This window comes from Pelagibius litoralis, assembly GCF_011683915.1.
GTDB classification, from domain to species: Bacteria; Pseudomonadota; Alphaproteobacteria; order Kiloniellales; family Kiloniellaceae; genus Pelagibius; species Pelagibius litoralis.
Genome location: NZ_JAAQPH010000013.1, coordinates 70613 through 93148 on the forward strand (window position 1 = coordinate 70613; position 22536 = coordinate 93148).

General features: G+C 62.1%; 22 protein-coding genes. 14 read left to right on the forward strand and 8 right to left on the reverse strand.

Annotated features, from left to right (window positions below; all coding sequences use genetic code 11):
* Positions 1 to 50 precede the first annotated feature (50 nt).
* A complete protein-coding gene (locus HBA54_RS16915) occupies positions 51 to 1550 on the reverse strand; it encodes a leucyl aminopeptidase (protein ID WP_167226742.1) in 1500 nt (499 codons plus the stop codon).
* Between the two features lie 244 nt (positions 1551 to 1794).
* On the opposite strand from HBA54_RS16915, the gene lptF reads away from it, so the two are divergent.
* The 6 genes from lptF to rsmA all read left to right on the forward strand — a co-directional run bounded on the left by lptF (position 1795) and on the right by rsmA (position 9291).
* On the forward strand, positions 1795 to 2916 hold the full coding sequence (gene lptF, locus HBA54_RS16920) for an LPS export ABC transporter permease LptF (protein ID WP_167226744.1): 1122 nt from the start codon (positions 1795 to 1797) through the stop codon (positions 2914 to 2916).
* Positions 2913 to 4040: an LPS export ABC transporter permease LptG gene (gene lptG, locus HBA54_RS16925; RefSeq protein WP_240932734.1), complete on the forward strand. Its 1128-nt coding sequence runs from the start codon at positions 2913 to 2915 to the stop codon at positions 4038 to 4040. The genes lptF and lptG overlap by 4 nt, the downstream gene beginning before the upstream one ends.
* A gap of 10 nt (positions 4041 to 4050) precedes the next feature.
* Positions 4051 to 6258: an LPS-assembly protein LptD gene (locus tag HBA54_RS16930; protein ID WP_167226746.1), complete on the forward strand. Its 2208-nt coding sequence runs from the start codon at positions 4051 to 4053 to the stop codon at positions 6256 to 6258.
* Between the two features lie 78 nt (positions 6259 to 6336).
* Positions 6337 to 7374 carry a peptidylprolyl isomerase gene (locus HBA54_RS16935; RefSeq protein ID WP_167226748.1) on the forward strand — a complete coding sequence of 346 codons (1038 nt, stop codon included), beginning with the start codon at positions 6337 to 6339 and terminating at the stop codon, positions 7372 to 7374.
* Complete coding sequence (pdxA, locus tag HBA54_RS16940) at positions 7371 to 8435, forward strand: 4-hydroxythreonine-4-phosphate dehydrogenase PdxA (RefSeq protein ID WP_167226750.1); 1065 nt, start codon at positions 7371 to 7373, stop codon at positions 8433 to 8435. The genes HBA54_RS16935 and pdxA overlap by 4 nt, the downstream gene beginning before the upstream one ends.
* Positions 8413 to 9291, forward strand: a complete 879-nt coding sequence (rsmA, locus tag HBA54_RS16945) for a 16S rRNA (adenine(1518)-N(6)/adenine(1519)-N(6))-dimethyltransferase RsmA (protein WP_437126213.1) — start codon at positions 8413 to 8415, stop codon at positions 9289 to 9291. The genes pdxA and rsmA overlap by 23 nt, the downstream gene beginning before the upstream one ends.
* Positions 9292 to 9298: 7 nt before the next feature.
* Here rsmA and gmk read toward each other — a convergent pair whose 3' ends face one another.
* Positions 9299 to 9904, reverse strand: a complete 606-nt coding sequence (gene gmk / locus HBA54_RS16950) for a guanylate kinase (protein WP_167226953.1) — start codon at positions 9902 to 9904, stop codon at positions 9299 to 9301.
* Between the two features lie 38 nt (positions 9905 to 9942).
* Entirely contained in the window at positions 9943 to 10839 is an 897-nt protein-coding gene (locus tag HBA54_RS16955) for a YicC/YloC family endoribonuclease (protein WP_322096057.1), read from the reverse strand.
* A 174-nt stretch (positions 10840 to 11013) separates the two neighbouring features.
* Between HBA54_RS16955 and HBA54_RS16960 the strand changes: the two genes are divergently transcribed.
* Complete coding sequence (locus tag HBA54_RS16960; RefSeq protein ID WP_167226754.1) at positions 11014 to 11787, forward strand: SDR family NAD(P)-dependent oxidoreductase; 774 nt, start codon at positions 11014 to 11016, stop codon at positions 11785 to 11787.
* A 28-nt stretch (positions 11788 to 11815) separates the two neighbouring features.
* On the opposite strand, the gene mltG is transcribed toward HBA54_RS16960, so the two are convergent.
* The 5 genes from mltG to fabD all read right to left on the reverse strand — a co-directional run bounded on the left by mltG (position 11816) and on the right by fabD (position 16348).
* The gene (gene mltG / locus HBA54_RS16965) at positions 11816 to 12808 is read right to left on the reverse strand and encodes an endolytic transglycosylase MltG (RefSeq protein ID WP_167226756.1); all 993 of its coding nucleotides are present in this window, start codon (positions 12806 to 12808) and stop codon (positions 11816 to 11818) included.
* 10 nt (positions 12809 to 12818) lie between these two features.
* Positions 12819 to 14084 (reverse strand): beta-ketoacyl-ACP synthase II, encoded by a 1266-nt coding sequence (gene fabF, locus HBA54_RS16970; protein WP_167226758.1) that lies wholly within the window; start codon positions 14082 to 14084, stop codon positions 12819 to 12821.
* A gap of 78 nt (positions 14085 to 14162) precedes the next feature.
* The gene (locus HBA54_RS16975; RefSeq protein WP_167226761.1) at positions 14163 to 14399 is read right to left on the reverse strand and encodes an acyl carrier protein; all 237 of its coding nucleotides are present in this window, start codon (positions 14397 to 14399) and stop codon (positions 14163 to 14165) included.
* A 164-nt stretch (positions 14400 to 14563) separates the two neighbouring features.
* Entirely contained in the window at positions 14564 to 15301 is a 738-nt protein-coding gene (gene fabG, locus HBA54_RS16980; RefSeq protein ID WP_167226763.1) for a 3-oxoacyl-[acyl-carrier-protein] reductase, read from the reverse strand.
* A 105-nt stretch (positions 15302 to 15406) separates the two neighbouring features.
* Entirely contained in the window at positions 15407 to 16348 is a 942-nt protein-coding gene (fabD, locus tag HBA54_RS16985; protein WP_167226765.1) for an ACP S-malonyltransferase, read from the reverse strand.
* A gap of 339 nt (positions 16349 to 16687) precedes the next feature.
* On the opposite strand from fabD, the gene rpsF reads away from it, so the two are divergent.
* From rpsF to HBA54_RS17020, 7 genes are all read left to right on the forward strand, one after another.
* On the forward strand, positions 16688 to 17209 hold the full coding sequence (rpsF, locus tag HBA54_RS16990) for a 30S ribosomal protein S6 (protein WP_167226767.1): 522 nt from the start codon (positions 16688 to 16690) through the stop codon (positions 17207 to 17209).
* The gene (gene rpsR, locus HBA54_RS16995; RefSeq protein WP_167226769.1) at positions 17206 to 17463 is read left to right on the forward strand and encodes a 30S ribosomal protein S18; all 258 of its coding nucleotides are present in this window, start codon (positions 17206 to 17208) and stop codon (positions 17461 to 17463) included. Before rpsF ends, rpsR begins: the two co-directional genes overlap by 4 nt.
* A 22-nt stretch (positions 17464 to 17485) precedes the next feature.
* Positions 17486 to 18136 carry a 50S ribosomal protein L9 gene (gene rplI, locus HBA54_RS17000; protein WP_167226771.1) on the forward strand — a complete coding sequence of 217 codons (651 nt, stop codon included), beginning with the start codon at positions 17486 to 17488 and terminating at the stop codon, positions 18134 to 18136.
* A 179-nt stretch (positions 18137 to 18315) separates the two neighbouring features.
* Positions 18316 to 19836, forward strand: a complete 1521-nt coding sequence (locus HBA54_RS17005) for a replicative DNA helicase (protein WP_167226957.1) — start codon at positions 18316 to 18318, stop codon at positions 19834 to 19836.
* Positions 19811 to 20962, forward strand: coding sequence for an alanine racemase (alr, locus tag HBA54_RS17010; protein ID WP_167226773.1), 1152 nt, complete (start codon positions 19811 to 19813; stop codon positions 20960 to 20962). The genes HBA54_RS17005 and alr overlap by 26 nt, the downstream gene beginning before the upstream one ends.
* Before the next feature lie 6 nt (positions 20963 to 20968).
* Entirely contained in the window at positions 20969 to 21742 is a 774-nt protein-coding gene (locus HBA54_RS17015; protein ID WP_167226775.1) for an MlaE family ABC transporter permease, read from the forward strand.
* Positions 21739 to 22530 (forward strand): ABC transporter ATP-binding protein, encoded by a 792-nt coding sequence (locus HBA54_RS17020; RefSeq protein ID WP_167226777.1) that lies wholly within the window; start codon positions 21739 to 21741, stop codon positions 22528 to 22530. The genes HBA54_RS17015 and HBA54_RS17020 overlap by 4 nt, the downstream gene beginning before the upstream one ends.
* Positions 22531 to 22536 lie beyond the last annotated feature (6 nt).

A 22536-nucleotide genomic window follows, 5' to 3' on the forward strand; every position in this document is an offset into this window, starting at 1 on the left:
GGGTCATTGCGCGAAGGCGCGGGCCGGAGTTCGCCCCGGCCCGCCTTTTCCTAGTTCTCGTAGTTCTTGGATACGAAAGCGTCCAGCAACCGAACGCCGTAGCCTGTGCCGCCCTTCGGAATCGTCGCCTTTTCCTTCGATGACCAGGCAACCCCGGCAATATCAAGATGGGCCCAGGGCGTGCCGTTCTTGATGAACCGCTGAAGGAACTGGGCCGCCGTTATAGACCCGCCGGCACGGCCGCCGCTGATGTTCTTCATGTCGGCAATCTCGCAATCGATCAGCTTGTCGTACTCGGCACTGAGCGGCAGACGCCAAACCAGTTCCCCAACCTCCTCGCCGGCTGAACTGAGCTGGCCGGAGAGCTTGTCGTCGTTGCTGAAGAGACCGGCGTTCTCATTCCCAAGGGCGATGATAATCGCACCGGTAAGGGTAGCCAGGTCGACAATCAACTTGGGTTTGAATTTCTCCTGGGTGTACCAGAGCGCGTCGGCGAGAACGAGGCGCCCCTCGGCGTCGGTGTTCAGCACTTCGATGGTCTGGCCGGACATCGAGGTCACGACATCGCCCGGCCGCTGGGCGGTACTGGACGGCATGTTCTCAACCAAACCGCAGACGCCGACGGCGTTGACCTTTGCCTTGCGCCCCGCCAGGGCCTTCATCAGACCGACCACCGTGCCGGCGCCGCCCATATCCCACTTCATGTCTTCCATACCGGCGGCTGGTTTCAGCGAAATGCCACCGGTATCGAAGGTCACACCCTTGCCGACAAAGGCCAATGGCGCCTTGTCCTTGGCACTGGGGGCCCCCTGCCAGGTCATGACCAGCATTTGCGGCTCCTGGGCGGAGCCCTGGGCGACCCCCAACAGGGAGCCCATACCCAGCTTCGCCATTTCCTTCTCGCCCAGCGCCTGGACCTTGACCCCCAGCTTGGTCAGTTTCTTGGCCTCGGCGACGAGCGACTTGGGAAACAGGATGTTGGCCGGTTCACTCACCAGGTCGCGGGTCAGGAACACCCCCTCGGCCACTTTTTCGAGGCGCTGGAAGCCGCGCCTTGCCGCTGCAGCCTCACCCAGGTGGAATTTGATCTCTTTCAGCTTCGGCTTCTTCTCGGGCTTGTCCTTGGTCTTGTACTTATCGAAGCGATAGCTGCGGAGCAGAGCGCCGAAGCCGGCGTTTGCCGCCCGCTCAGCCGCCGTCTTACCGCCCCTCAGGTTGTCCATCAGAACAGCGGCCTTCACCTCACGTACCCGCAGCAGATGCCCGGCAAAGGCGCCACCAATGTCCTGAAGATCCTTGGGCGACAGCTTGGCCGGTGTTCCCATGCCCACCAGAAGGATACGGCTGTTCTCCACGCCGGCCGGCGCAACGATGTCCAGAAGTTCGCCGCGCTTTCCGGAAAATGCGCTGGCCTTGATAGCGCGGTCGAGCGCGCCACCGGTCGTTTTGTTCAGACTGGCGGCCGAGGGCGTGAGCTTCCCCCCCTCCAACACACCAACCACAAGAGCACCAGACGTCGGAACGCTGGGTGCGGCAAAGGAAATATTCATCAATCCCCTCACGGAAAAATCAACTGGCCCGCTGCTCTGCGCATCGGTCCAGCTATTAAAGGTGAAACGCGTCCAAGATAGGAATCCGTAGCCTGTCAGTGCCGAGCCGCAAGTTCAAGTGCAAGACGCCGGGATTCGCTCGGTTACCGTGAACCCTGGAGGGGCCGGCCCGGCGCAAATTCGCTGGACTGCGGGGAGCCCGGCAGGCTATTCCTGAGCCTCCAGACCTAAGCGACTGGGCTCAATGCCTTCAATAACACGTTACGTACTCGGGCAGTTGGTGGCGGCGACCGTTTTCGTCACCTTGGCGCTCACTTTTGCGATATGGCTGACGCAGTCGCTGCGTCTGATCGACTATATTGTGAATCGTGGCCTGCCGGCCTCAACATTTCTGACCTTTGTAGGTCTGCTCCTGCCCTCGTTTCTGGGGGTTGTGTTGCCCGTTGCCTGCTTTGTCGCGGCGCTTTTTGTCTATCACAAGCTGACCATGGACAGCGAGATGGTGGTGATGCGGGCGGCCGGGCTCTCGCAATTGCAGCTCGCCCGGCCGGCGATCCTTCTGGGTGTCATCGTGACCCTGGCGGTATACTCGATTTCCCTGTATTTCCTCCCTGCATCATTTCGCAACTTCAAAGACTTACAGCACGCTTTTCGCAGCGATTTCTCAGCCATCCTGTTGCAGGAAGGCGTCTTCACCACGGTGACCGACGAGATAACCGTCTATGTGCGCGAACGCTCGCCCGAGGGCGAGTTGCGGGGGATACTGGTGCACGACAATCGCGACCCGAAGAAAGCCGTGACCATGATGGCCGAGCGCGGCGCCTTGGTCCCCAGCGAATCGGGGCCGCGCGTGGTTATGGAAAACGGTAATCGGCAAGAGGTCCAACCGGGCACCGGGCGCTTCTCTCTGCTTTATTTTGACCGCTACACCGTTGAGTTGGCCGACTTCGGCAACGCTCCGCAGGCCCGCTGGCGGGAGCCTAAAGAGCGCTTCCTGCATGAACTGCTGTCCCCGAGCGATGATCGCCGGGACCAGCGCTACCGCTTGGAGCTCCTTGCCGAAGGGCATCAGCGCATTGTGGCCCCTCTCTACAGCCTGGTGTTTGTCGTTATCGGCATGGCGGCCCTTTTGGCCGGGGAGTTCAATCGCCGCGGTCAGCTCAAAAGGGTTCTGGCGGCGATTGCCTGCGTCGCCGCACTGGAAGGTGTCTCCCTGGCGTTACACGACCTCGCCAGCCGCAATACCGCGGCGGTCCCGGCAATGTACGCGGCTGTTTTCCTTTCCATCGGGCTGGGCTTTTTCGTACTCCTCAGGAAACCGTCGAGATCCGGGCAGCAACCGGCTGCCGAGGCAGAAGTGACATGAGCACCGCGGCAACGCTGCCGGCGATGCGGCGTCTACGGCTTTCGCCGACCCTGACCAAGTACATCGCCCGCCAATTCTTCTTCAACTTCGCCGGCTTCCTGTTTGCGATCGTCGGAATCATTTTCCTGGCGACGGTGGTTGACCTGATCGACCGGCTGGCGACCAAAGACGTGTCGCTTGCGGTGACTCTGGAAATGGCCCTGCTCAAACTGCCTCACCTGAGTCAGGAGGTCATGCCCTTCACGATTCTCTTCGCAACGATGACGACGTTCTGGCGCCTGACGCGGTCGCACGAGTTGGTCGTAGCCCGAGCTGCCGGAGTATCGGTCTGGCAGTTCCTGCTTCCGGTTCTGGGCGGCGCCTTGATAGTCGGCTTCCTGACCGTCACGGCGCTCAATCCGCTGGCCTCGATTCTTCTCAGCCGATTCGAGCGCCTCGAAGCCAACTATGTGCACAACGAAACGAGCTTTCTGGCCGTCTCAAAGACAGGTCTCTGGCTTAGGCAGGCAGACCGCGGGGGCCAGTCGGTCATTCACGCCTCACGCGTCAGCCCGGGATCAGTGCTACTGCACGATGTGATCGTTTTTCGCTACGCCGATACCGACCGCTTCGTTGATCGTATCGATGCGGAGCGAGCCCAGCTGCGGGACCGCCACTGGCAGCTCTACAAAGCCTGGGTGTCGAAACCCGGAGAAGCGTCGGCGTTTTATGAAGAGTTCGACCTGCCCACGGAATTGACCGTCGACAAGATCCAGGAGAGCTTTGCCCCCCCCGAAACGATTGCCTTCTGGAATCTCCCCGAATTCATTGAGATCATGGATGCTGCGGGTTTTTCCGCCCTTCCGCATCGATTACAGTTGCACCGGCTGCTTGCTTTACCGATGTTGTTCGCCGCTATGGTGTTGCTTGCGGCGACGTTTTCCATGCGCACTCAACGCAGAGGCAGGGTGGGCGTGGTGATCATGGCCGGCCTGCTGACCGGGTTTTTACTGTACTTTCTGTCCAATTTTGTTTTCGCGATCGGACTTTCAGGTACCATACCGGTCGTATTGGCGGCCTGGACTCCGGCGGGTGTGTCGTTGATGCTTGGGGTGGCGATGTTGCTTCACTTGGAGGACGGATAGGCTAGCGAATATGCAGGGGGGATTGGGGCGAACGGTAGCTGCGGCTGCCGTCATTTCTTTATTGTCGGTTGCCGTTGCCGGCGAATCGTTTGCGCAGGATATCAACGTCGATGCGCTTCAGGGCATTCCTGCCCTGATCACGGCTGACCAGCTGACCTATGACGAACAAAACGGCTTGGTCATTGCCTCGGGCAACGTGGAAATCTCCCAAGAAGGGCGTGTCCTGCTGGCCGACAAGGTTACCTATAACCTGAATGGTGATGTGGTAACCGCAGAAGGAAACGTTACCCTTATCGAACCGAGCGGCGACACCGTCTTCGCTGACTTCGTGGAGCTTACCGGCGATCTCAAAGAGGGATTTGTCCGCGATATCCGCGTGTTGATGGAGGATGATACCCGTATTGCGGCCGCCAGCGGGGTCCGGAGCGGCGGCAACCGCACGGAGTTCCGCAGAGGTGTTTTCAGTCCCTGCGACCTCTGCCGGGAGGATCCCAGCCGGGCACCTCTGTGGCAGATCAAGGCGGCCGAGGTGGTCCACGACCAAGAGGCCCAGGACGTTATCTACCGCGATGCGTGGCTGGAGTTCTTCGGGATCCCGGTCATCTACACGCCCTATTTCTCGCACCCGGACCCGACCGTTGACCGGCGAAGTGGCTTTCTGGCACCGACTGTCGGAAGCAGCGATTTTCTCGGGTACTCGGCCACGATCCCCTATTTCTGGGTGATCGATGACGACAAGGATCTGACGGTAGCGCCGATTCTCTCGACCGAACAGGGCATCAACCTGACCGGCGAGTACAGACAGATTTTCGAAAATGGTGAGATAGAAATCGCCGGTAGCGCAACGATCGCCGACCGCGAAGAAAACGGCGGCAATGTCGCCAAAGACCGTTTTCGCGGCCATATCGATGCAGAAGGAAAATTCGATCTCGACAAAACCTGGCGCTGGGGTTTCGACATCAACCGCACCACCGACGACACCTACCTCCGGGCCTTCGATTTCGATACGCAACGGACGCTGACAAGTAACGCTTACCTGGAAGGCTTGAAGGGCCGCAACTTCGCGGCCGTACAGGGTCTCTCCTATCAAGGGCTGCGCAGCACCGACGTCGACGACGAGATCCCAATCGTCGTGCCGTTGGCTGACTACAATTTTGTCAGCGAGCCGGGAATCGGGCTCCCGGGGGCTCGTTACACGGCGGACGCCAATCTGCAGGTATTGACCCGAAAGGAAGGTCGCGACAGCCGCCGCCTGTCCCTGATCACCGGCTATCATGTTCCCTATACCAGCCCACTGGGCGATCTGTATGAGCTAACGGCTCAGATACAAACCGACGGCTATTGGGTCAACGGCGTGGATCCCGGGTCCAATGCCGTCAACCCATCCAACGCCCCCGGCAGCGATACGACAGGGCGCGCTTTTCCGCAATTCGCCGTCAAGTGGCGCTATCCCTGGACCCGCCAGGATGGGTCCTTCAGGCAGGTGATCGAACCGATCGTGCAGGGCGTGCTCGCCCCCAACGGATCAAACCCCGGATCCATCCCGAACGAAGACAGCCAGGATTTCGAGTTTGATGACACCAACCTTTTCGACCTGAACCGCTTCGCCGGCAAAGACAGGGTCGATTCCGGCAGCCGCATCGACTACGGCCTGAAGTGGACGGCAACCTTCGGTGACGACGGTTCAGCAGGCGCCCTTATCGGACAGAGCTACCGTTTTACGGAAAACCGGGATGCCTTTTCCGAAGGCTCGGGACTTGAGGAGAAGCAATCAGACGTCGTCGGACGCGTTCAGTTGACCCCGATCAAATATGTCGATCTGCTGTATCGCTTTCGGCTCGACAAGGATGACTACAATTCCAACCGAAGCGAGTTTGATCTGAACATCGGGCCACCGGCTCTCAACCTGGATCTCTCATACTTCTTCATCAATCAGACCCAGGACCCGGACACCGACGAGTTCGGCGACCGCGAAGAGTTGCGCTTCGGCGTCAGCTCTCGGCTCAATCAGTATTGGTCTGTCGGCTTTAGCCACCGCCGCGATCTTATTGAGGACTCGTCATTGGAAACAGCTGTTTCCCTGACCTATCAGGACGAGTGCTTCCTGATCCAAGGGATCGCGGAACGATCGACTTTCAGCGACCGCGATATCGAGCCGGATGACAGCATCTTCGTTCGCGTCGTCTTCAAGCACCTCGGCGAAGCTGCCGGCGGATAACCCAGGCGGGGAACCGGCGCAAAACCTCCAGTTCGCCTTGACAAGCTCTGCTTTCAACCCCTCCCGGCCAGCTTCCGTTTGAATCGTCGCCGCCCGGCAGGATATAGTGGCGCCGCGATTTCTAGGGATGAATGCATGTCTGTCCGAAAGTTCTATACGCCGGGGCACCGGAGCCGGATCGGCTCATTTCTGCTGCTGTGCTGCTTGATTTCCATCGCTTTTCTCCCGCGCACGACAGCTTTGGCGCAGGAAGCGTTTCGGCCAGCCGCGGTGGTGAACGATGAAGTAATCTCGGTGCTGGATCTGGCCATGCGCGTGCGGCTGGCGATCGTCGGAGCCGGGGTCAACGATTCACCCGAGGTTCGCCGCCGCCTGACGCCTCAGGTGCTGCGCGGCCTGATTGACGAGCGCCTGCAGATGCAGGAAGCCGGCCGTTTGGATATCGCCGTCAGCGATGACCAGGTCGCAAACGCTCTGCAACAGATTTCCCAGCAAAACGGGATGTCAGAGGGACAGTTCCTCTCCATGCTGCGCAACAGGGGAATCATCCCAACAACCCTGATTGACCAGATTCGCGCTCAAATTGCCTGGCAGTCGATTGTGCAGCGTCGCCTGCGCCCGACCATCGTTATTTCGGACGAAGAGGTACAGGAAGTGGCGGACCGTCTCGCTTCGCGCCAGGGATCGATTGAAAGGCGGATAGCGGAGATATTCGTGTCCGTCGAGTCCGCCGCGCAGGAAGATCAGGCTCTTGCCAACGCAAACCGGCTGCTGGAGCAGCTGCGGGCAGGCGCAAATTTCGCCGGCCTTGCCCGCCAGTTCTCACAGTCCGGAACCGCCAGCCTGGGTGGGGACCGCGGCTGGGTGCAAGACGGCGAACTGCCTGAAGAGCTTAACAAAGCACTGGCCCAGATGGGTCCGGGGGACGTTTCGCCTCCCATACGCAGCCTTTCCGGCTTCACCATTCTGCTGCTGCGCGATCTGCGGAAAAACGAAGGCCAGAGTATCGACCGCACCCGCATCCAGCGCAACCTGACGGACCAGCGTGTCAATCAGCTGGCTCAGCGCTCTATGCAGGAACTCCGCCGTACCGCCAACGTGGACGTGCGTATATGACCGCAGCCGGCGGCGGGCCTCGGCCAACGACGTCGCCGCTGGCCCTGACTATGGGAGAGCCTTCGGGAATCGGCGGTGAGATTGCCTTGAAGGCTTGGTTGCAGCGGAAAGAACATGCGCTTTCCGCTTTCTTCCTCATCGACGATCCTGCGCGCGTGGCCGGGATCGCAAAGTCCCTGGGGCTTGCGGTTCCCGTACTTGAGATCAGTGAGCCGGCGGCATGTTCGGCAAGCTTCGATCGCGGGCTGCCGGTTTTGCCGTTGGATGAAAAAGTACAAGCTTTTCCCGGCCGCCCCTCGCCGGACAATGCGAAGGCCGTGCTGAAATCGATCCGCCAGGCGACAGCCCTGACCCTGACGGGTGCGGCCGCGGCCGTCGTGACCAATCCGATCCATAAAAGTGTTCTGATGAACGCCGGCTTTGGTCATCCGGGGCATACGGAATTCCTGGCCGAGCTTTGCAGCTCAAAGAAACGGCCGGTGATGATGCTGGCCTGCGCGGCCTTGCGGGTGGTGCCGGTTACCGTGCACCAACCCCTTCAAGAGGTTCCTGCCAGCCTGACAACCGAGCTCATTGTCGAAACCGCACAAACCACAGTGGAAGCTTTGAGAAACCGCTTCGGCATCGCCGATCCAAGACTGGTGGTTGCCGGCCTGAACCCGCACGCCGGGGAAGACGGGCGGCTGGGCCGGGAAGACTCCGAGATCATCAAACCGGCCGTTGAAGCCCTGGCGGCCGAAGGAGTCACCATCTCCGGCCCGCTGGCGGCGGACAGCCTGTTTCATCCGGCAGCCCGGCAATGCTACGACGCAGCGATCTGCATGTATCACGACCAGGCTCTGATCCCGATCAAGACCATCGATTTCGAGCGCGGCGTCAATGTCACTCTCGGGTTGCCAATTGTGCGAACATCGCCGGACCACGGCACTGCGCTCGGCATCGCAGGTCAAGGCACAGCCTCCCCGGCCAGCCTGCTCGCCGCTCTGGCGATGGCGGGGGCCATGGCAACCCATAGCGGAACCGCGGCTTCGGGGCTGCCTGACATCGCCGGTCATGGCTGACACCGCCTCACAGCTGCCTCCCCTGCGCGATGTCATCGCGCGCTTTGGTCTCGGCGCCCGCAAGTCGTTGGGGCAGCATTTTCTGTTGGACCTAAACCTGACCGGCCGTATTGCCCGCGCTGCCCCAGATCTCGTCCACGGCACGGTGATCGAAATAGGTCCTGGGCCCGGCGGCCTGACCCGCGCACTTCTGGCTGAGGGCGCCGCCCAACTCATCGCCGTCGAGAAAGACCGGCGTTGCCTGGAAGCCCTGACCGAGCTGGCGGGCCACTACCCCGGTCGTTTGGAACTTGTGGAAGGCGATGCCCTGGCACTGCCTTTGCCGCAACTCGGACAGCCGCCGCGCCAGATCGTCAGCAACCTGCCTTACAACATCTCGACCGCTCTCTTAATCAACTGGCTGGAAACCTTGGCAGGCGATCCGGCTGCCTTTTCCTCGATGACCCTGATGTTCCAAAAAGAGGTTGCCGAACGTCTGACGGCGGAACCGGGCAACCGTCACTACGGGCGCCTGACGATCATCACACAGTGGCTCTGTGAGGTACGTCCGCTCTTTGACATTCCACCCCGCGCGTTCACCCCGCCGCCCAAGGTGACCTCCTCAGTGGTTTCATTTCGGCCACGCCCCTCGCCTCTCGCGACCGCCAGCCTGAAGAATCTGGAGCGCGTCACTGCAGCCGCCTTCGGCCAGCGCCGCAAGATGCTGCGCCAAAGCCTGAAATCCCTGTTTGAGAACTGCAGCGAGACGATCGAGTCGCTTGGCTTGCTGCCCACGGCAAGGGCAGAAGAATTGAGTGTCGAGGATTTCTGCAGTCTGGCGCGCCTGCTCGACAACACCTCGGCCAACGGCGCCTGACTTTGCGTTAGCGGCCGATTCGCAGCCCTTCAACAAAGTCCCTAAGCCCGACGCGCCTTTCGCGCTTCAGCCGCTCCGCCGTCAATATGGCTTCCACCTGGGCGACGCTCTGCTCCAGGTCATGATTGATGATGATGTAGTCATACTCCGCCCAGTGACTCATCTCGTCGGCGGCCTTTGCCATGCGTCCCCGAACGACCTCGTCGCTGTCCTGGGCGCGGCTGTGCAGACGACGCTCCAGTTCTTCAGTGGAGGGTGGCAGGATGAAGACGCTGACCAGGTCATCGCGGGCCTTTTCGGCGACCTGCTGGGTTCCCTGCCAGTCGATGTCGAACAGTACGTCCCGCCCGGCGTCCAAGGCCTCCTCGACCGGCTCCCGCGGCGTCCCGTACTGGTTCCCAAAAACCATGGCATGCTCGAACAGCGCGCCTGTTTTGACCATCTCCTCAAACCGCGCCGCAGAGACGAAGAAGTAGTGCTCGCCCTCGGTCTCGGCCGGACGGCGCGGCCGGGTCGTCGCCGAAATCGACAGCGACAGAGAGTCGTCCAATTCCAGAAGCCGCCTGGAGATCGACGTCTTGCCGGCCCCGGACGGTGAGGAAAGAACCAGCATCAGGCCGCGTCTTTTGATGGTGTTGTCTTCCACGCCCGTTACTCGATGTTCTGCACTTGCTCGCGCAGTTGCTCGATCGCTGATTTGAGATCAAGACCGATCCGCGTGAGATCGACGTCGGCTGACTTGGAACAAAGCGTGTTGGCTTCCCGATTGAATTCCTGGCACAGGAAATCGAGCTTCCGCCCGACGGCACCACCTTGGTTCAGCAACTCGCGGGCGGCAGCGATATGAGCGCTCAGGCGGTCAAGCTCCTCTCGGACATCTGCTTTGCCGACCAGAACGGCAAGCTCCTGAGCCAGGCGCTCTTCGGAGACACCGCTGGTCTCAGCCAACAACAGATCAAGCTGCTCACGCAAACGCGCCCGCAAGGTCTCCGGCTGGGTCGCCGAACAGTCGGCAGCGTCGCCGCAATGACGCTCGATCGCATCCAGGTGGCCCTGCACCATCGCCAGCAGCCGCGCCCCTTCCTGGGCCCGCATGGCGACCAAGGCCCCCAAGGCTTCGTTGAGACCGGCTTCGATTGCCCGCAACCTGCTGTCGAGTTGCTCTTTGTCCTCATCCTCCTCGACCGGTTCCAGGATACCGCGCAAAGCCAGCAGGCCGTCCAGGCGCGGCGGCGACGTCTCAAGACGAGTCTCCAGGCGCCCCATTATCTCCAGAACTTGTTGCAGGAGTTCCTCGTTTACCTGCCAGGCCTGCGGCGCTTCACCGCGTTTGACCTGCAGGTTGACCTGGGCGTTTCCACGGTTACAGGCCCCGGCGACGGCCTTGCGCACAACCGGATCAAGGGACTCATAGCCATTCGGCAGGCGCGAACGCACATCAAGACTGCGGCCGTTTACCGTCCTGATCTCCCAGGCCCAACTGATCAGGTCGTCATTGCCTTCAGCGCGGGCGAAGCCCGTCATGCTGTGCACCAGAGCTTTTGCCACCCGGTCCTTGCTCCCCAGCTTGTCCGGGCCGGTAAATCCCCGGCCCTTTGGATGCGCCCGAGAGCGCCGGCCCCATATATACTGGTGGCTCTGGAGCACAACAAGCGCCCAGAGCCACGGGCCGAAAAACCGGCTGAGCCTTTTCAAGACCGACCTGGGAGTAGTGCCAAGATCATGCAGGACCCTAAATCGATCGTCATCACCGGCGGTTCCAGCGGCATCGGTGCGGCTCTGGCCTTGCGCTATGCGGGCCCAGATCGATTCCTGGCCCTCAGCGGGCGGGACCGTCAGAGGCTCGACGACGTGGCCGCCCAATGCCGTGCCGCCGGGGCCGAGGTCGACACCAGGGTACTGGACGTTTGCGACCGGGACGCGCTGGAAGCCTGGTTGGGCGAGGTCGATGATCATCACCCGCTCGATTTGGTCATCGCCAACGCCGGCGTATCGGCGGGTACCGGAGCGTTCGGCGAGGATGCTCTCCAGACCCGGCACATCCTCTCCGTCAACGTCGACGGCGTCGTGTCCACCGTCCTCGCTGCTGTCGCTCTGATGCGGCCCAGAGGGCGTGGACAGGTCGCCATCGTGTCGTCACTGGCCGCTTTTCGCGGTTTCCCCGGGGCGCCGGCCTATTGTGCCTCAAAGGCCGCGGTACGGGTGTGGGGCGAGGCGCTGCGCGGCATGGTGGCCGGTGACGGCCTCAGCGTGTCGGTAATCTGTCCCGGCTACGTGAAAAGCCGGATGACGGCGGTGAACGAGTTTCCCATGCCGTTCCTGATGGAAGCCGAGCGCGCCGCCGCGATCATCGAACGCGGCCTGGCGGCCGGCAAGGCTCGTATCGTCTTCCCGCGCCGCCTCTTTGCCGTGGTCTGGCTGCTCGCGCTTTTGCCTCCGGCCTGGACCGATCCGCTGCTTCGGCGCCTGCCGGAAAAATCAGCAACACCAAAGTAGCGGGCCGTGCAGGCCCTCCGGGGCCAGCTCAGTCGGTTTTCTTCTTCAGGCTCTTCAGATGCTTGCGCCACTTGGCGACGTTGCGATTGTGCCCCGCCAGGGTCTTGGCAAAAGCGTGGCCGCCGGTGCCGTCCGCCACAAAATAGAAGTATTCGGTGGTGGCCGGGTTGACCACCGCATCCAGTGACGCTTTGCCGGGGTTGGCAATAGGAGCCGGCGGCAAGCCCCTCATCTGGTAGGTGTTGTAAGCCGTCGGCGTATCCAGGTCTTTGCGGGTCAGCCCACGCCCCAGCGGCACCTGCCCAAGCGTAATGCCGTAGACCACGGTCGGGTCGGACTGCAGCGGCATGCCTTTGCGCAACCGATTGACGAAGACACCGGCGACCAGTGCACGCTCCTCATCGACACCGGTTTCGCGTTCGATGATCGAGGCGAGCACCACGGCCTCCTCCGGCGTGTTGATCGGCAGGTTCGCCGCCCGCCGGCCCCAGGCATCGCTCAGCGCCGTTTGCATGGATTCCCGCATCCGCAGCAGCAACCCCTCACGGCTGTCCCCACGGGCAAAGTGGTAGGTTTCGGGAAGCAGGCTTCCTTCCGCAGGATCGGTGGATATGTCGCCTTCCAGCGCCTCGGCCGCGCGAAGCAACTCAAGGACCTCTGCGCTGGTCAGTCCCTCGGGAACCGTGAGACGATGGACAACCGTCTTGCCGCTGGCAATCACTGCCGCCACCTCTTCCATAGAGGCCGCGGGCGGCAGAGCGAACTCTCCGGCCTGCAGGGAACGGGCTTCGCCGAACAACCGCACCCCCAGTGCAAAGATCTTCGCGTCGCTGACGATCCCCTCTTCCACAAGGCTGGCCGCTATGGCCTCCAGCCCGGCCCCCCTGGGCACCTGGAAGTGTGTTTCTTCCCGCAGCGGACCCGGGGCCGTAAACTGTGATTGGAGATAGATGTACAGACCGCCGGCGCCGAGCGCCGAAAGCACCACGAAGACAACGGCCAGACGGCCTAGTCGCCGCATCCCGACGCCGCTACTGGTGTTCTGCCAGTATCAGACTGGCGTTCGTCCCACCAAAACCGAAGGAATTGGAAAGCGCGCGGCGAATCGGGCGCTCCTTGGCCTGGTGCGGTGTCAGATCGATCCCTTCGCAAACGGGCGAGGGATTGTCGAGGTTGAGCGTCGGCGGTGCCACGTTGTCGCGGATGGCCAGGATGGCGAAGATGGATTCAACCGCCCCGGCGGCGCCCAACAGGTGGCCGATGGCCGACTTTGTGGAAGACATATTGAGGTCTTTCACCGCATCGCCGAACAGCCGCCGCACGGCACCGACTTCGATCTCGTCGCCCAGAGGGGTCGAGGTGCCGTGTGCATTGATGTAGTCGATGTCGCTGGGGTCGAGACCGGCACGCCGCAAAGCCGCCTGCATGGCGCGGTAGCCCCCGTTACCGTCTTCCGGCGGCGCGGTAATGTGGTGGGCATCGCCTGACAGGCCATAGCCGACCACCTCGGCATAGATGTTCGCCCCACGGGCCTTGGCGTGCTCAAGCTCTTCCAGAACCAGAACACCTGACCCTTCACCCATCACGAAGCCGTCGCGATCTTCGTCCCAGGGACGAGACCCCCGCTCGGGCGTATCATTGAAGCCGGTCGACAGTGCCCGCGAAGCTGAGAAGCCAGCCATACCGATACGGCAGACCGCCGCCTCCGCACCGCCGGCGATCATCACATCGGCATCGTCCAGCATGATCAACCGGGCGGCATCACCGATCGCATGCGCACCGGTAGAACAGGCCGTGACCACGGCATGATTGGGTCCCTTGAATCCGTAGCGGATCGACACCTGGCCAGACACCAGGTTGATCAGGGCGGCAGGAATGAAAAACGGCGAGAGACGCCGCGGCCCGCGCTCATGGATTGTAATCGAGCCTTCGTAGATCGTCTCGAGACCACCGATCCCGGAGCCGATCATCACCCCGGTCCGCCACCGGCTCTCATCGTCCTCCGGCACCCAGCCGGAATCCTCAATCGCCTGATGGGCCGCCGCCATGCCGAAAACAATGAAGCGGTCCAACTTACGCTGATCCCGTTGGGCCACGTAATCGTCAGCGTTGAACAACCCCTCCGAGGTTTCCCCAAGGGGAACCTGGCCGGCTATCTTTGATGGCAGATCGGAAACGTCGAAGCTTTGGATAGACCGCAGCCCCGACTTTCCGTTGGTCAGACGATCCCAGACCTGCTCTACCCCGCTACCGAGCGGTGTGACCAGCCCAAGCCCCGTGACGACAACCCGTCTCATATATTTTGAGATCCCTGTACAGCGATTCGATTAGACGACGGCCTGCAACTCGGCAATACCATCGATCGCGTCGCCGACTCAGGAATGTTCCTGGATAAAGCTGATCGCGTCTTTGACGGTCACAATCTTCTCGGCCGCATCGTCGGGAATCTCACAGCCGAACTCTTCCTCAAAGGCCATGACCAGTTCGACGGTATCCAGGCTGTCTGCGCCCAGATCATCAATGAAACTGGCGGTTTCGGTAACCTTCCCATCATCGACGCCCAGATGCTCGACGACGATCTTCTTGACGCGATCGGCGATGTCGTTGCTCATTTGACTTAGTCCTCAGGTTCTTTTTGCGCTTCCAAGCGGGTAGCGGGTAGCGTCACAGTGGATTGCGTCCCTGCTGTTGCGCAGGGCGCCGCCTCATATCACAGTTCTTAAAGATTTGCCAACGCCCTACAGACGCCTATTCGTCGTGCCCCCCCAGGGAGTCTTCATATCATGGCCATTCCACCGTTTACATGCAAGGTCTGGCCGGTCACGTAGGCGGCTTCCTCACTGGCCAGGAAAACCACCGCCGAAGAAATTTCGTCTGCCGTTCCAAGGCGTTGCATGGGGATCGCGGCAAGCATACGGGCGCGCTGCTGCTCGTTCAATACATCGGTCATCGGGGTTTCGATCATCCCAGGCGCTACACAGTTCACGGTAATGCCGCGACTCGCAACTTCCTGCGCCAAAGCCTTGGACATACCGATCAATCCGGCCTTCGAAGCCACATAGTTGGCCTGCCCCGGATTCCCTGTCACACCGACGATGGAACTGATACTGATAATGCGGCCCCAGCGACGTTTCATCATGCCCTTGAGGCTGGCGCGCGACAGCCGGAAAGCGGCGGTCAGATTCACTTCGATGACGTCATGCCAATCCTCGTCCTTCATGCGCATGGTCAAGCCGTCACGGGTGAGCCCGGCATTGTTGACCAGGATGTCGAGTTGGCCGAGTTCCTCCTGTACGCGCCCCACGAGAGCACTCGCCTCGCCCTCGCCGGCCAGATTGCAGGCCATGACGTGCGCGCGGTCGCCCAGAGCCGCCGCCCGCTCTTCCAATGCGTCGGCACGGGTGCCGCTCAACACCACCGTCGCGCCCTGGGCGTGCAGGCGCGTGGCAATGGCGCCGCCGATGCCGCCGGACGCCCCCGTAACCAAGGCGATTTTCCCACTCAAATCAAACATTTCGGCTTCTCCGCGGCCATTAAACTTCAAATGCGAAAGGTCCGGTTTGTTGCGGACCCGTTGGCGCTAAACCAACGCCGGTTATCAGCCCTCACACGAAGCGGCTCATAACTGCTGCAGCAATTTTTCCATTTCTTCCGGCGTTCCGGCAGCGACCCCGACAAGATCGCGGTCGATCTGCTTGGTGAGCCCCGTCAGGACCTTGCCGGCGCCAAGCTCGACCGTCTTTTCAACACCCTGGGACGCCATGAAAGCAACCGACTCGCGCCATCGCACCATGCCGGTCACCTGCTCTACCAGCTTGCGGCGAATCTCGTCCGAGTCGCTGAGACGCGCGGCGGTCACGTTCGCGATCAGGGGTACCGAGGGCATCTTGATGCTGACAGCCGCCAAAGCATCGGCCATCACGTCGGCGGCTGGCGCCATCAGCGCACAGTGAAAGGGTGCGCTTACCGGCAAGAGGATCGCCCGTTTGGCCCCACGCTCCTGGGCCAGGGCGATGGCCCGGTCGATCGCCTCGCTGTGTCCGCTTAAGACCACCTGGCCCGGGGCATTGTCGTTTGCCGCGGCACAGACCTGATCTTCCGCGGCAGCCTCGGCAATTCCCTGGGCTACCTCCAGATCCAGGCCCAGCAAAGCGGCCATGGCCCCCTGGCCGACCGGCACGGCCTCCTGCATCGCCTGCCCGCGCCGCCGGAGCAAAACCGCAGCATCGGCCAGTTCCAAGGCGCCGGCAGCCGCCAAAGCGGAATATTCTCCCAGTGAATGGCCGGCCACAAAAGCGGCGCGCTCGGCCATCGGCTTGCCGCCCTCCTGTTCCAGAACCCTCAGGGCCGCCAGGCTGACCGCCATGAGGGCCGGCTGGGCATTTGCGGTAAGGCGCAGTTCCTCCTCCGGCCCCTCGAACATCACGCGGGAAAGATGCTGGCCCAAGGCATCGTCGACCTCCTGCAGGGTATGACGTGCCACTGGAAAGGCTTCAGCCAGCGCCTGGCCCATGCCAACCGCCTGCGAACCCTGCCCCGGAAAGACGAAAGCCAGGCTCATTGGGCCAACTCCGTGCGAAAAATAGGGTGAATCGGAAGAAACGCAGCCCAGACATAGCGACGCAAAACCAACTGTCAAGCCGGATCGGGGGCTGGAATAGGGCAAAGCCGATCTCAGGAACGTCCCCAGGGCCTCCCAGCGGTCTCCCGGGGCTAATCGCAGGGCTGTGAGCCCCCCAGGATCCTGCTTGCGCCACCCTTTGGAAGGTGTATAGTCCCGCCGCTTCGCCCTTTTAGGGGCGTAAAGCACTCCTTGCCGGTTCCAATTGAGGTGCCGGCTAGGGCCGGGCGGCTGAGACCGATCAGCGCCGGCTCGTTAAAGAGCCAGAGGGAGTACAATATGGCTTTCTATGAATGCGTGCTGATCGCACGCCAAGACGTGTCTTCGTCCCAGGTCGAGAGCCTGGTCGCGGACTACACCAAGATCCTGGAAGACAACGACGGCCGCATGGCGAGCTCCGAGTATTGGGGCCTGCGGACCCTTGCCTACAAGATCAAAAAGAACCGCAAGGGCCACTACGTCCTGCTCAACATCGACGCACCGGCCCCGGCCCTGCACGAGATGGAGCGCAACATGCGCCTCAGCGACGACGTGCTTCGCTATCTTACGGTGAAGGTCGAAGAGCTGGTCGAGGGTCCCTCTATCGTCATGCAGCAGCGCAACACCCGTGATGATCGCGGCGGCCGCGGTGATCGTGGAGACCGCCGGGGCGGCGGTGGCCGTTTCGGGTCTGATCGCCCGGGCGATCGCGGTCCCGCACCGCGCAGCGAAGCCGCCGCCGGCGATACCGGCAGCAAGGAAGCGCCCGCCGCGGCCCCTGCCGCAGCCCCCGCCGCATCCAGTGAAGGAGTTGCAGAATGACCGTCCGTGTTGTCAGTGGCGGTGGCGGATCGCGCCGCCCCTTCTTTCGTCGCCGCAAAAGCTGCCCCTTCTCGGGCGCCAAGGCGCAGAAGATCGACTACAAAGATACCCGCCTGCTTCAGCGCTTCGTTTCGGAGCGCGGCAAGATCGTTCCCAGCCGCATCACTGCGGTGTCCACCAAGAAGCAACGAGAGCTGGCCCGCGCGATCAAGCGCGCGCGCTTTCTGGCGCTGCTTCCCTACGTCTTGAAGTAGCGGCTAGCCGGGAGTCAGTGAAATGGATGTGATCCTGATGGAGCGCATTGAAAAGCTTGGGCAGATGGGCGACGTGGTGTCGGTCAAGCCCGGCTATGCGCGCAACTTTCTTTTGCCCCAGAAAAAAGCCCTGCGGGCGAACAAGGGCAACATGGCCCATTTCGAACAGGAGCGGGTGCAGCTCGAAGCCGACAACCTGAAGCGCCGCGAAGAGGCACAGCGGGTTGTAGAGGACCTGGAGGGGCTCACCGTTACCCTGGTGCGCCAGGCCGGTGAGAGCGGCCAGCTTTACGGTTCGGTCAACAGCCGGGATATCGGCGAGGCCGTGACCGAAGCGGGCATCACCGTCGAGCGCCGACAGGTCGCCTTGACTGCGGTGATCAAAACGCTGGGCATGCATCCGGTGCGGATACAACTGCACCCGGAGGTCTCTGCGAACATCACCGCCAATGTCGCCCGTTCTGAAGAAGAGGCCAAAGCCCAGCTTGAGAGCGGCCGGGTTGTAACCGCCGAAGATCGACGCCAGGCCGAAGAAGCTGCCGAGGCGGAGATTGAAGCCGTGGTCGAAACGGTCGCACAGGAAGAGGGCGCCGAGGAAGCCAGCGACTCCGATTCGACTGCCGAACCGCAGCCGGCCGAAGGCGATGCCGACGCGGAGACGAAGGAGGCCTAAGCGCCGACTTTACGATTTCTGCGTAGCTAAAAAAAAGCGGCGGTCCGATAACGCGGGCCGCCGCTTTCTTTTGTTCTTCCGGCGTCAAGCGGATTGTCGCCGTCTTTATCCCCGCCTTCCCCCCAATCTGTTCAGCCCCGGGGTTGGACGGATGCGCGGGTTTGCTATTCTATGCGTCCATGGAATCGACACGCCCCAACCTGACGCCGCTCCCCGACCCGCTGACAAACAGCGACCATCTGCGCTTGCCCCCCTCGAACGACGAGGCGGAGCAGGCCTTGCTGGGCGCGATCCTCGCCAACAACGCGGCCTACGAGAAGGTCTCTGACTTCCTGCGGGTGGAGCATTTCGCCGATGGCGTTCATGCCCGCATCTTCGAGGCCTGCGGCAAACTGATCGAGCGCGGCCAGATCGCCAATGCGATCCAGCTGAAGAACCTCTTCGAACAGGAAAGCGCCCTGGCCGAGGTCGGCGGTGCGCAGTACCTGGCGCAGTTGCAGTCGAGCTATGTGACCATCATCAACGCCGCCGACTACGGCAAGACGATCCACGATCTCTATCTGCGCCGGGAGCTTATCACCCTGGGCGAGGATCTGGTGAACGACGCCTTCGAGCACGACCTGGATACCGAGGCAACCGACCAGATTGAAGGCGCGGAAGACCGGCTCTACAAGCTGGCGGAGGTCGGCCAGACCGAAGGTGGCCTGATCGGCTTCAAGTCCGCCATCCTCGAATCGCTGCACATGACCGAAGCGGCGATGAAGCGCGACGGGCTTTCCGGCGTTTCATCGGGCCTGCAAGACCTCGACGCCCTGCTCGGCGGATTTCATCCCTCGGACCTGGTCATCCTGGCGGCCCGGCCCTCCATGGGCAAAACCTCGCTGGCAACCAACATCGCCTTCAATGTCGCGGCCGCGCCGCGTATGGAAAAGGATGCCGAGGGAAACCCGGTCGAACAGCGCCAGCCCGTTGCTTTCTTCTCACTGGAAATGTCGGCCGAGCAGCTGGCAACCCGTATCCTGTCCGAACGCTCGGGCGTGCGCTCCGACGCCATGCGCCGCGGCGACATTCGCGATGAAGACTTCGATTCGGTTTTCGAAAAAAGCCGCGAGCTTTACGAACTGCCGCTCTTCGTCGACGACACCCCTGCCCTATCGGTCAGCCAGGTGCGCACCCGCGCGCGGCGCCTGAAACGCCAGCACGGGCTCTCGATGATTGTCATCGATTACCTGCAGCTCATGCAGCCGCCGCCCAACAAGCGCTCCGACAACCGGGTCCAGGAGGTGTCCGAGATCACCCGTGGCCTGAAGGCGCTGGCCAAAGACCTGGACGTTCCGGTGATCGCACTATCGCAGCTTTCCCGTGCCGTGGAACAGCGCGAAGACAAGCACCCACAGCTTGCCGATCTCCGTGAATCCGGTTCGATCGAACAGGACGCCGATGTGGTGATGTTCATCTATCGCGAACAGTATTACGTGGAGCGCGCCGAGCCGACACAGCGCGACGGCGAAGACGACAATAAGTTTCACGAGCGCCTGGAAAGCTGGAAGACGCGTTGCGAGCGCGCTTACGGCAAGGCCGAGATCATTGTCGCGAAGCAACGCCACGGCCCGATCGGCTCGCGGGAATTCTCCTTCGACGGCAACACCACACGCTTCAGCGACCTGATCGACGATGCCCACCTCCCCGATCACTACTGAAGCCTCTGCGCCAACTGCACCATCACTGGCCAGCGCGAGTGGCGTTCTGACCATCGACCTGGGCGCTATCGCCGAGAACTACCGGCGCCTGCGCAAGGCCTTTCAGGAAAAACCTCTGGCCGCCGTGGTGAAAGCGGACGCCTATGGCCTGGGTATGGCCGAAGTCGCCCCGGTCCTGGTCAAGCAGGGCGCCCGCAGCGTCTTTGTGGCGCAGCTGGAAGAAGCCATCGCTCTGCGGCCTGTGCTGGATGCCTGTCACCCTGCCGTGTCGCTCTATGTTCTGAACGGCCTGATGCCAGGAACCGAGGCCGCCTTCATCGACAACAACATCCTGCCGGTGCTCAACTCGCTCGGCGAGATCGATGCCTGGAGCCGTGCCGCGGTCGAGCGCGACCGGGTTTTGCCGGCCGCCATCCAATTGGACAGTGGCATGAACCGCCTGGGGCTCCCCGAAGCCGAAACTTCCCAGCTCCGCGAGGCGCCGGAGCGCCTGCAGGGCATCGCCCCGACCTGCTTTATGAGTCACCTGGCCTGTGCGGACGATCCCCAGCACCCGCAGAACGCCGAACAGCTGGCGGCATTTCACGCAGCCCGGCGGGGCCTGCCGAAGGCACCGGCCTCGCTCTGCAACTCCTCCGGCATCTTCCTGGGCCCGGACTACCACTTCGATCTCGGCCGGCCCGGGGCTGCCGTCTATGGCGTGAACCCCACGCCGGCGGCCCCGAGTCCCGTGCTGGCAGTTGTCCGCCTGCAGGCCCGAATCCTCCAGGTTCGCGCAATTGACGCCCCTCAGAGCGTTGGTTATGGTGCGACCCACCGCGCCACCGGGCCGGCCCGAATAGCGACTGTCGCCGCGGGCTACGCCGATGGGTACCTGCGCTCGATCTCCGGTCGGGGGCGGGCCTGGGTTGACGGTCGAGAAGTTCCTGTGGTTGGGCGGATTTCCATGGACCTGCTAGCGCTGGATGTTACCGAGGTCGCGCCGGGAGCAGCGTGCCCGGGGCAGATGGTCGATCTGCTCGGTCCTCAGCACGGCGTTGATGCGCTGGCGCAGGAGGCCGGCACGATCGGCTACGAGATCCTCACGGCCCTGGGAAGACGTTATCACCGGACTTACTTGGGCTAACTCTATATGCCGATTCTTCAGCCGATCGGCCGGACCTTTCTGTTCTTTCTGGAAGCGACCGGCCGGCTGTCTCTTTTTACCATGCTGTCGCTGTCGCACTGCCTGCGGCCACCCTTCTATCCCAGGCTGATTCTCCGTCAGATGGTGGAAATCGGCTATTACTCGCTGCCGGTGGTGGGCCTGACCGCGATCTTTACCGGCATGGTGCTGGCGCTGCAGAGCTACACCGGCTTCGAACGCTTTTCGGCCGAGAGCGCGATCCCCAACGTGGTGGTGGTCTCCATTACCCGTGAGCTGGGTCCGGTTCTGGCCGGGCTGATGGTCGCGGGCCGGGTCGGTGCCTCCATGGCCGCCGAGATCGGCACCATGCGCGTGACCGAGCAGATCGACGCCCTGGACACCCTGGCGACCAACCCTTTCAAGTACCTGATCGCCCCGCGCCTGATCGCCGGGTTGACCATGCTGCCGATTCTGGTCCTGATCGCCGATATCATCGGCGTCTTCGGCGGCTATGTCGTCGCCACCCATAAGCTGGGCTTCAATCCCGCCACCTACCTGGAAAATACCATAGATTTCATGGAGGTACAGGATGTGGTGTCCGGTCTGGTGAAGGCTGGGGTCTTCGGCTTCCTGGTCACCTTGATGGGCTGTTATCACGGCTTTAACTCACGCGGCGGGGCCCAGGGCGTCGGCGCGGCAACCACCAACGCCGTGGTTTCAGCCTCCATCCTGATCCTCTGCTTCAACTACTTCATCACCGAACTGTTTTTTGCCCGATGACCGAAGCCCACAACAACCAGGCCCCCAAGATCAAGATCCGCGGCCTCAGCAAGGCTTTCGGCGACAAGGTCGTGCTCGACGGGGTCGACATGGACATTTTTCCGGGCGAATCCTTCCTGGTGATCGGCGGCTCGGGCAGCGGCAAGTCAGTGTTGCTGAAATGCATTCTGGGCCTTCTGCATCCCGATGCCGGCTCCATCGAAGTGGATGGCGAGGAAGTGGTCGGCGCAAGGGGTGAGGATCTTGACCGTATCCGCCGCAAATTCGGCATGCTGTTCCAGAATTCGGCGCTCTTCGATTCTCTCCCGGTCTGGGAAAACGTGGCCTTCGGACTGATCCAGGGCCAGCGCAAGCCGCGCGAGGAGGCCCGGGCGATCGCCCTGGAAAAGCTGGCGGCCGTCGGCCTGAACGAAGACGTGGGCAACCTGACGCCCGCCGAGCTGTCCGGCGGCATGCGCAAGCGCGTTGGGCTGGCCCGCGCGATCGCCACCGAGCCGGAGATCATCTTCTTCGACGAGCCGACCACCGGGCTCGACCCCATCATGGGCGACGTCATCGACCGGCTGATCGTCAAATGCGTGAAGCAGCTGGGGGCGACGGCGTTGTCCATCACTCATGACATGGCCTCCGCCCGGCGTATCTCCGACCGCACCGCCATGCTTTACCACGGGCAGATCATCTGGGTCGGGAACACGGCGACCATCGACAACTCGGGCAACCCCTACGTCGACCAGTTCATCAACGGACGCGCCGAGGGACCGATCGAAATGCAGGTCCGTGCGCTATAGTGATAG

Coding starts and splice junctions, on each gene's coding strand:
- gmk (WP_167226953.1), bottom strand. CDS start 9,904: ATGCTGGTTCTTTCCTCACCGTCCGGGGCCGGCAAGACGTCGATCTCC.
- fabG (WP_167226763.1), bottom strand. CDS start 15,301: ATGTTTGATTTGAGTGGGAAAATCGCCTTGGTTACGGGGGCGTCCGGC.
- rpsF (WP_167226767.1), top strand. CDS start 16,688: ATGGCTTTCTATGAATGCGTGCTGATCGCACGCCAAGACGTGTCTTCG.
- lptG (WP_240932734.1), top strand. CDS start 2,913: ATGAGCACCGCGGCAACGCTGCCGGCGATGCGGCGTCTACGGCTTTCG.
- alr (WP_167226773.1), top strand. CDS start 19,811: ATGCCCACCTCCCCGATCACTACTGAAGCCTCTGCGCCAACTGCACCA.
- rpsR (WP_167226769.1), top strand. CDS start 17,206: ATGACCGTCCGTGTTGTCAGTGGCGGTGGCGGATCGCGCCGCCCCTTC.
- fabD (WP_167226765.1), bottom strand. CDS start 16,348: ATGAGCCTGGCTTTCGTCTTTCCGGGGCAGGGTTCGCAGGCGGTTGGC.
- HBA54_RS17015 (WP_167226775.1), top strand. CDS start 20,969: ATGCCGATTCTTCAGCCGATCGGCCGGACCTTTCTGTTCTTTCTGGAA.
- HBA54_RS17020 (WP_167226777.1), top strand. CDS start 21,739: ATGACCGAAGCCCACAACAACCAGGCCCCCAAGATCAAGATCCGCGGC.
- HBA54_RS16915 (WP_167226742.1), bottom strand. CDS start 1,550: ATGAATATTTCCTTTGCCGCACCCAGCGTTCCGACGTCTGGTGCTCTT.
- mltG (WP_167226756.1), bottom strand. CDS start 12,808: ATGCGGCGACTAGGCCGTCTGGCCGTTGTCTTCGTGGTGCTTTCGGCG.
- pdxA (WP_167226750.1), top strand. CDS start 7,371: ATGACCGCAGCCGGCGGCGGGCCTCGGCCAACGACGTCGCCGCTGGCC.
- HBA54_RS16930 (WP_167226746.1), top strand. CDS start 4,051: ATGCAGGGGGGATTGGGGCGAACGGTAGCTGCGGCTGCCGTCATTTCT.
- HBA54_RS16960 (WP_167226754.1), top strand. CDS start 11,014: ATGCAGGACCCTAAATCGATCGTCATCACCGGCGGTTCCAGCGGCATC.
- HBA54_RS17005 (WP_167226957.1), top strand. CDS start 18,316: ATGGAATCGACACGCCCCAACCTGACGCCGCTCCCCGACCCGCTGACA.
- lptF (WP_167226744.1), top strand. CDS start 1,795: ATGCCTTCAATAACACGTTACGTACTCGGGCAGTTGGTGGCGGCGACC.
- HBA54_RS16975 (WP_167226761.1), bottom strand. CDS start 14,399: ATGAGCAACGACATCGCCGATCGCGTCAAGAAGATCGTCGTCGAGCAT.
- rplI (WP_167226771.1), top strand. CDS start 17,486: ATGGATGTGATCCTGATGGAGCGCATTGAAAAGCTTGGGCAGATGGGC.
- fabF (WP_167226758.1), bottom strand. CDS start 14,084: ATGAGACGGGTTGTCGTCACGGGGCTTGGGCTGGTCACACCGCTCGGT.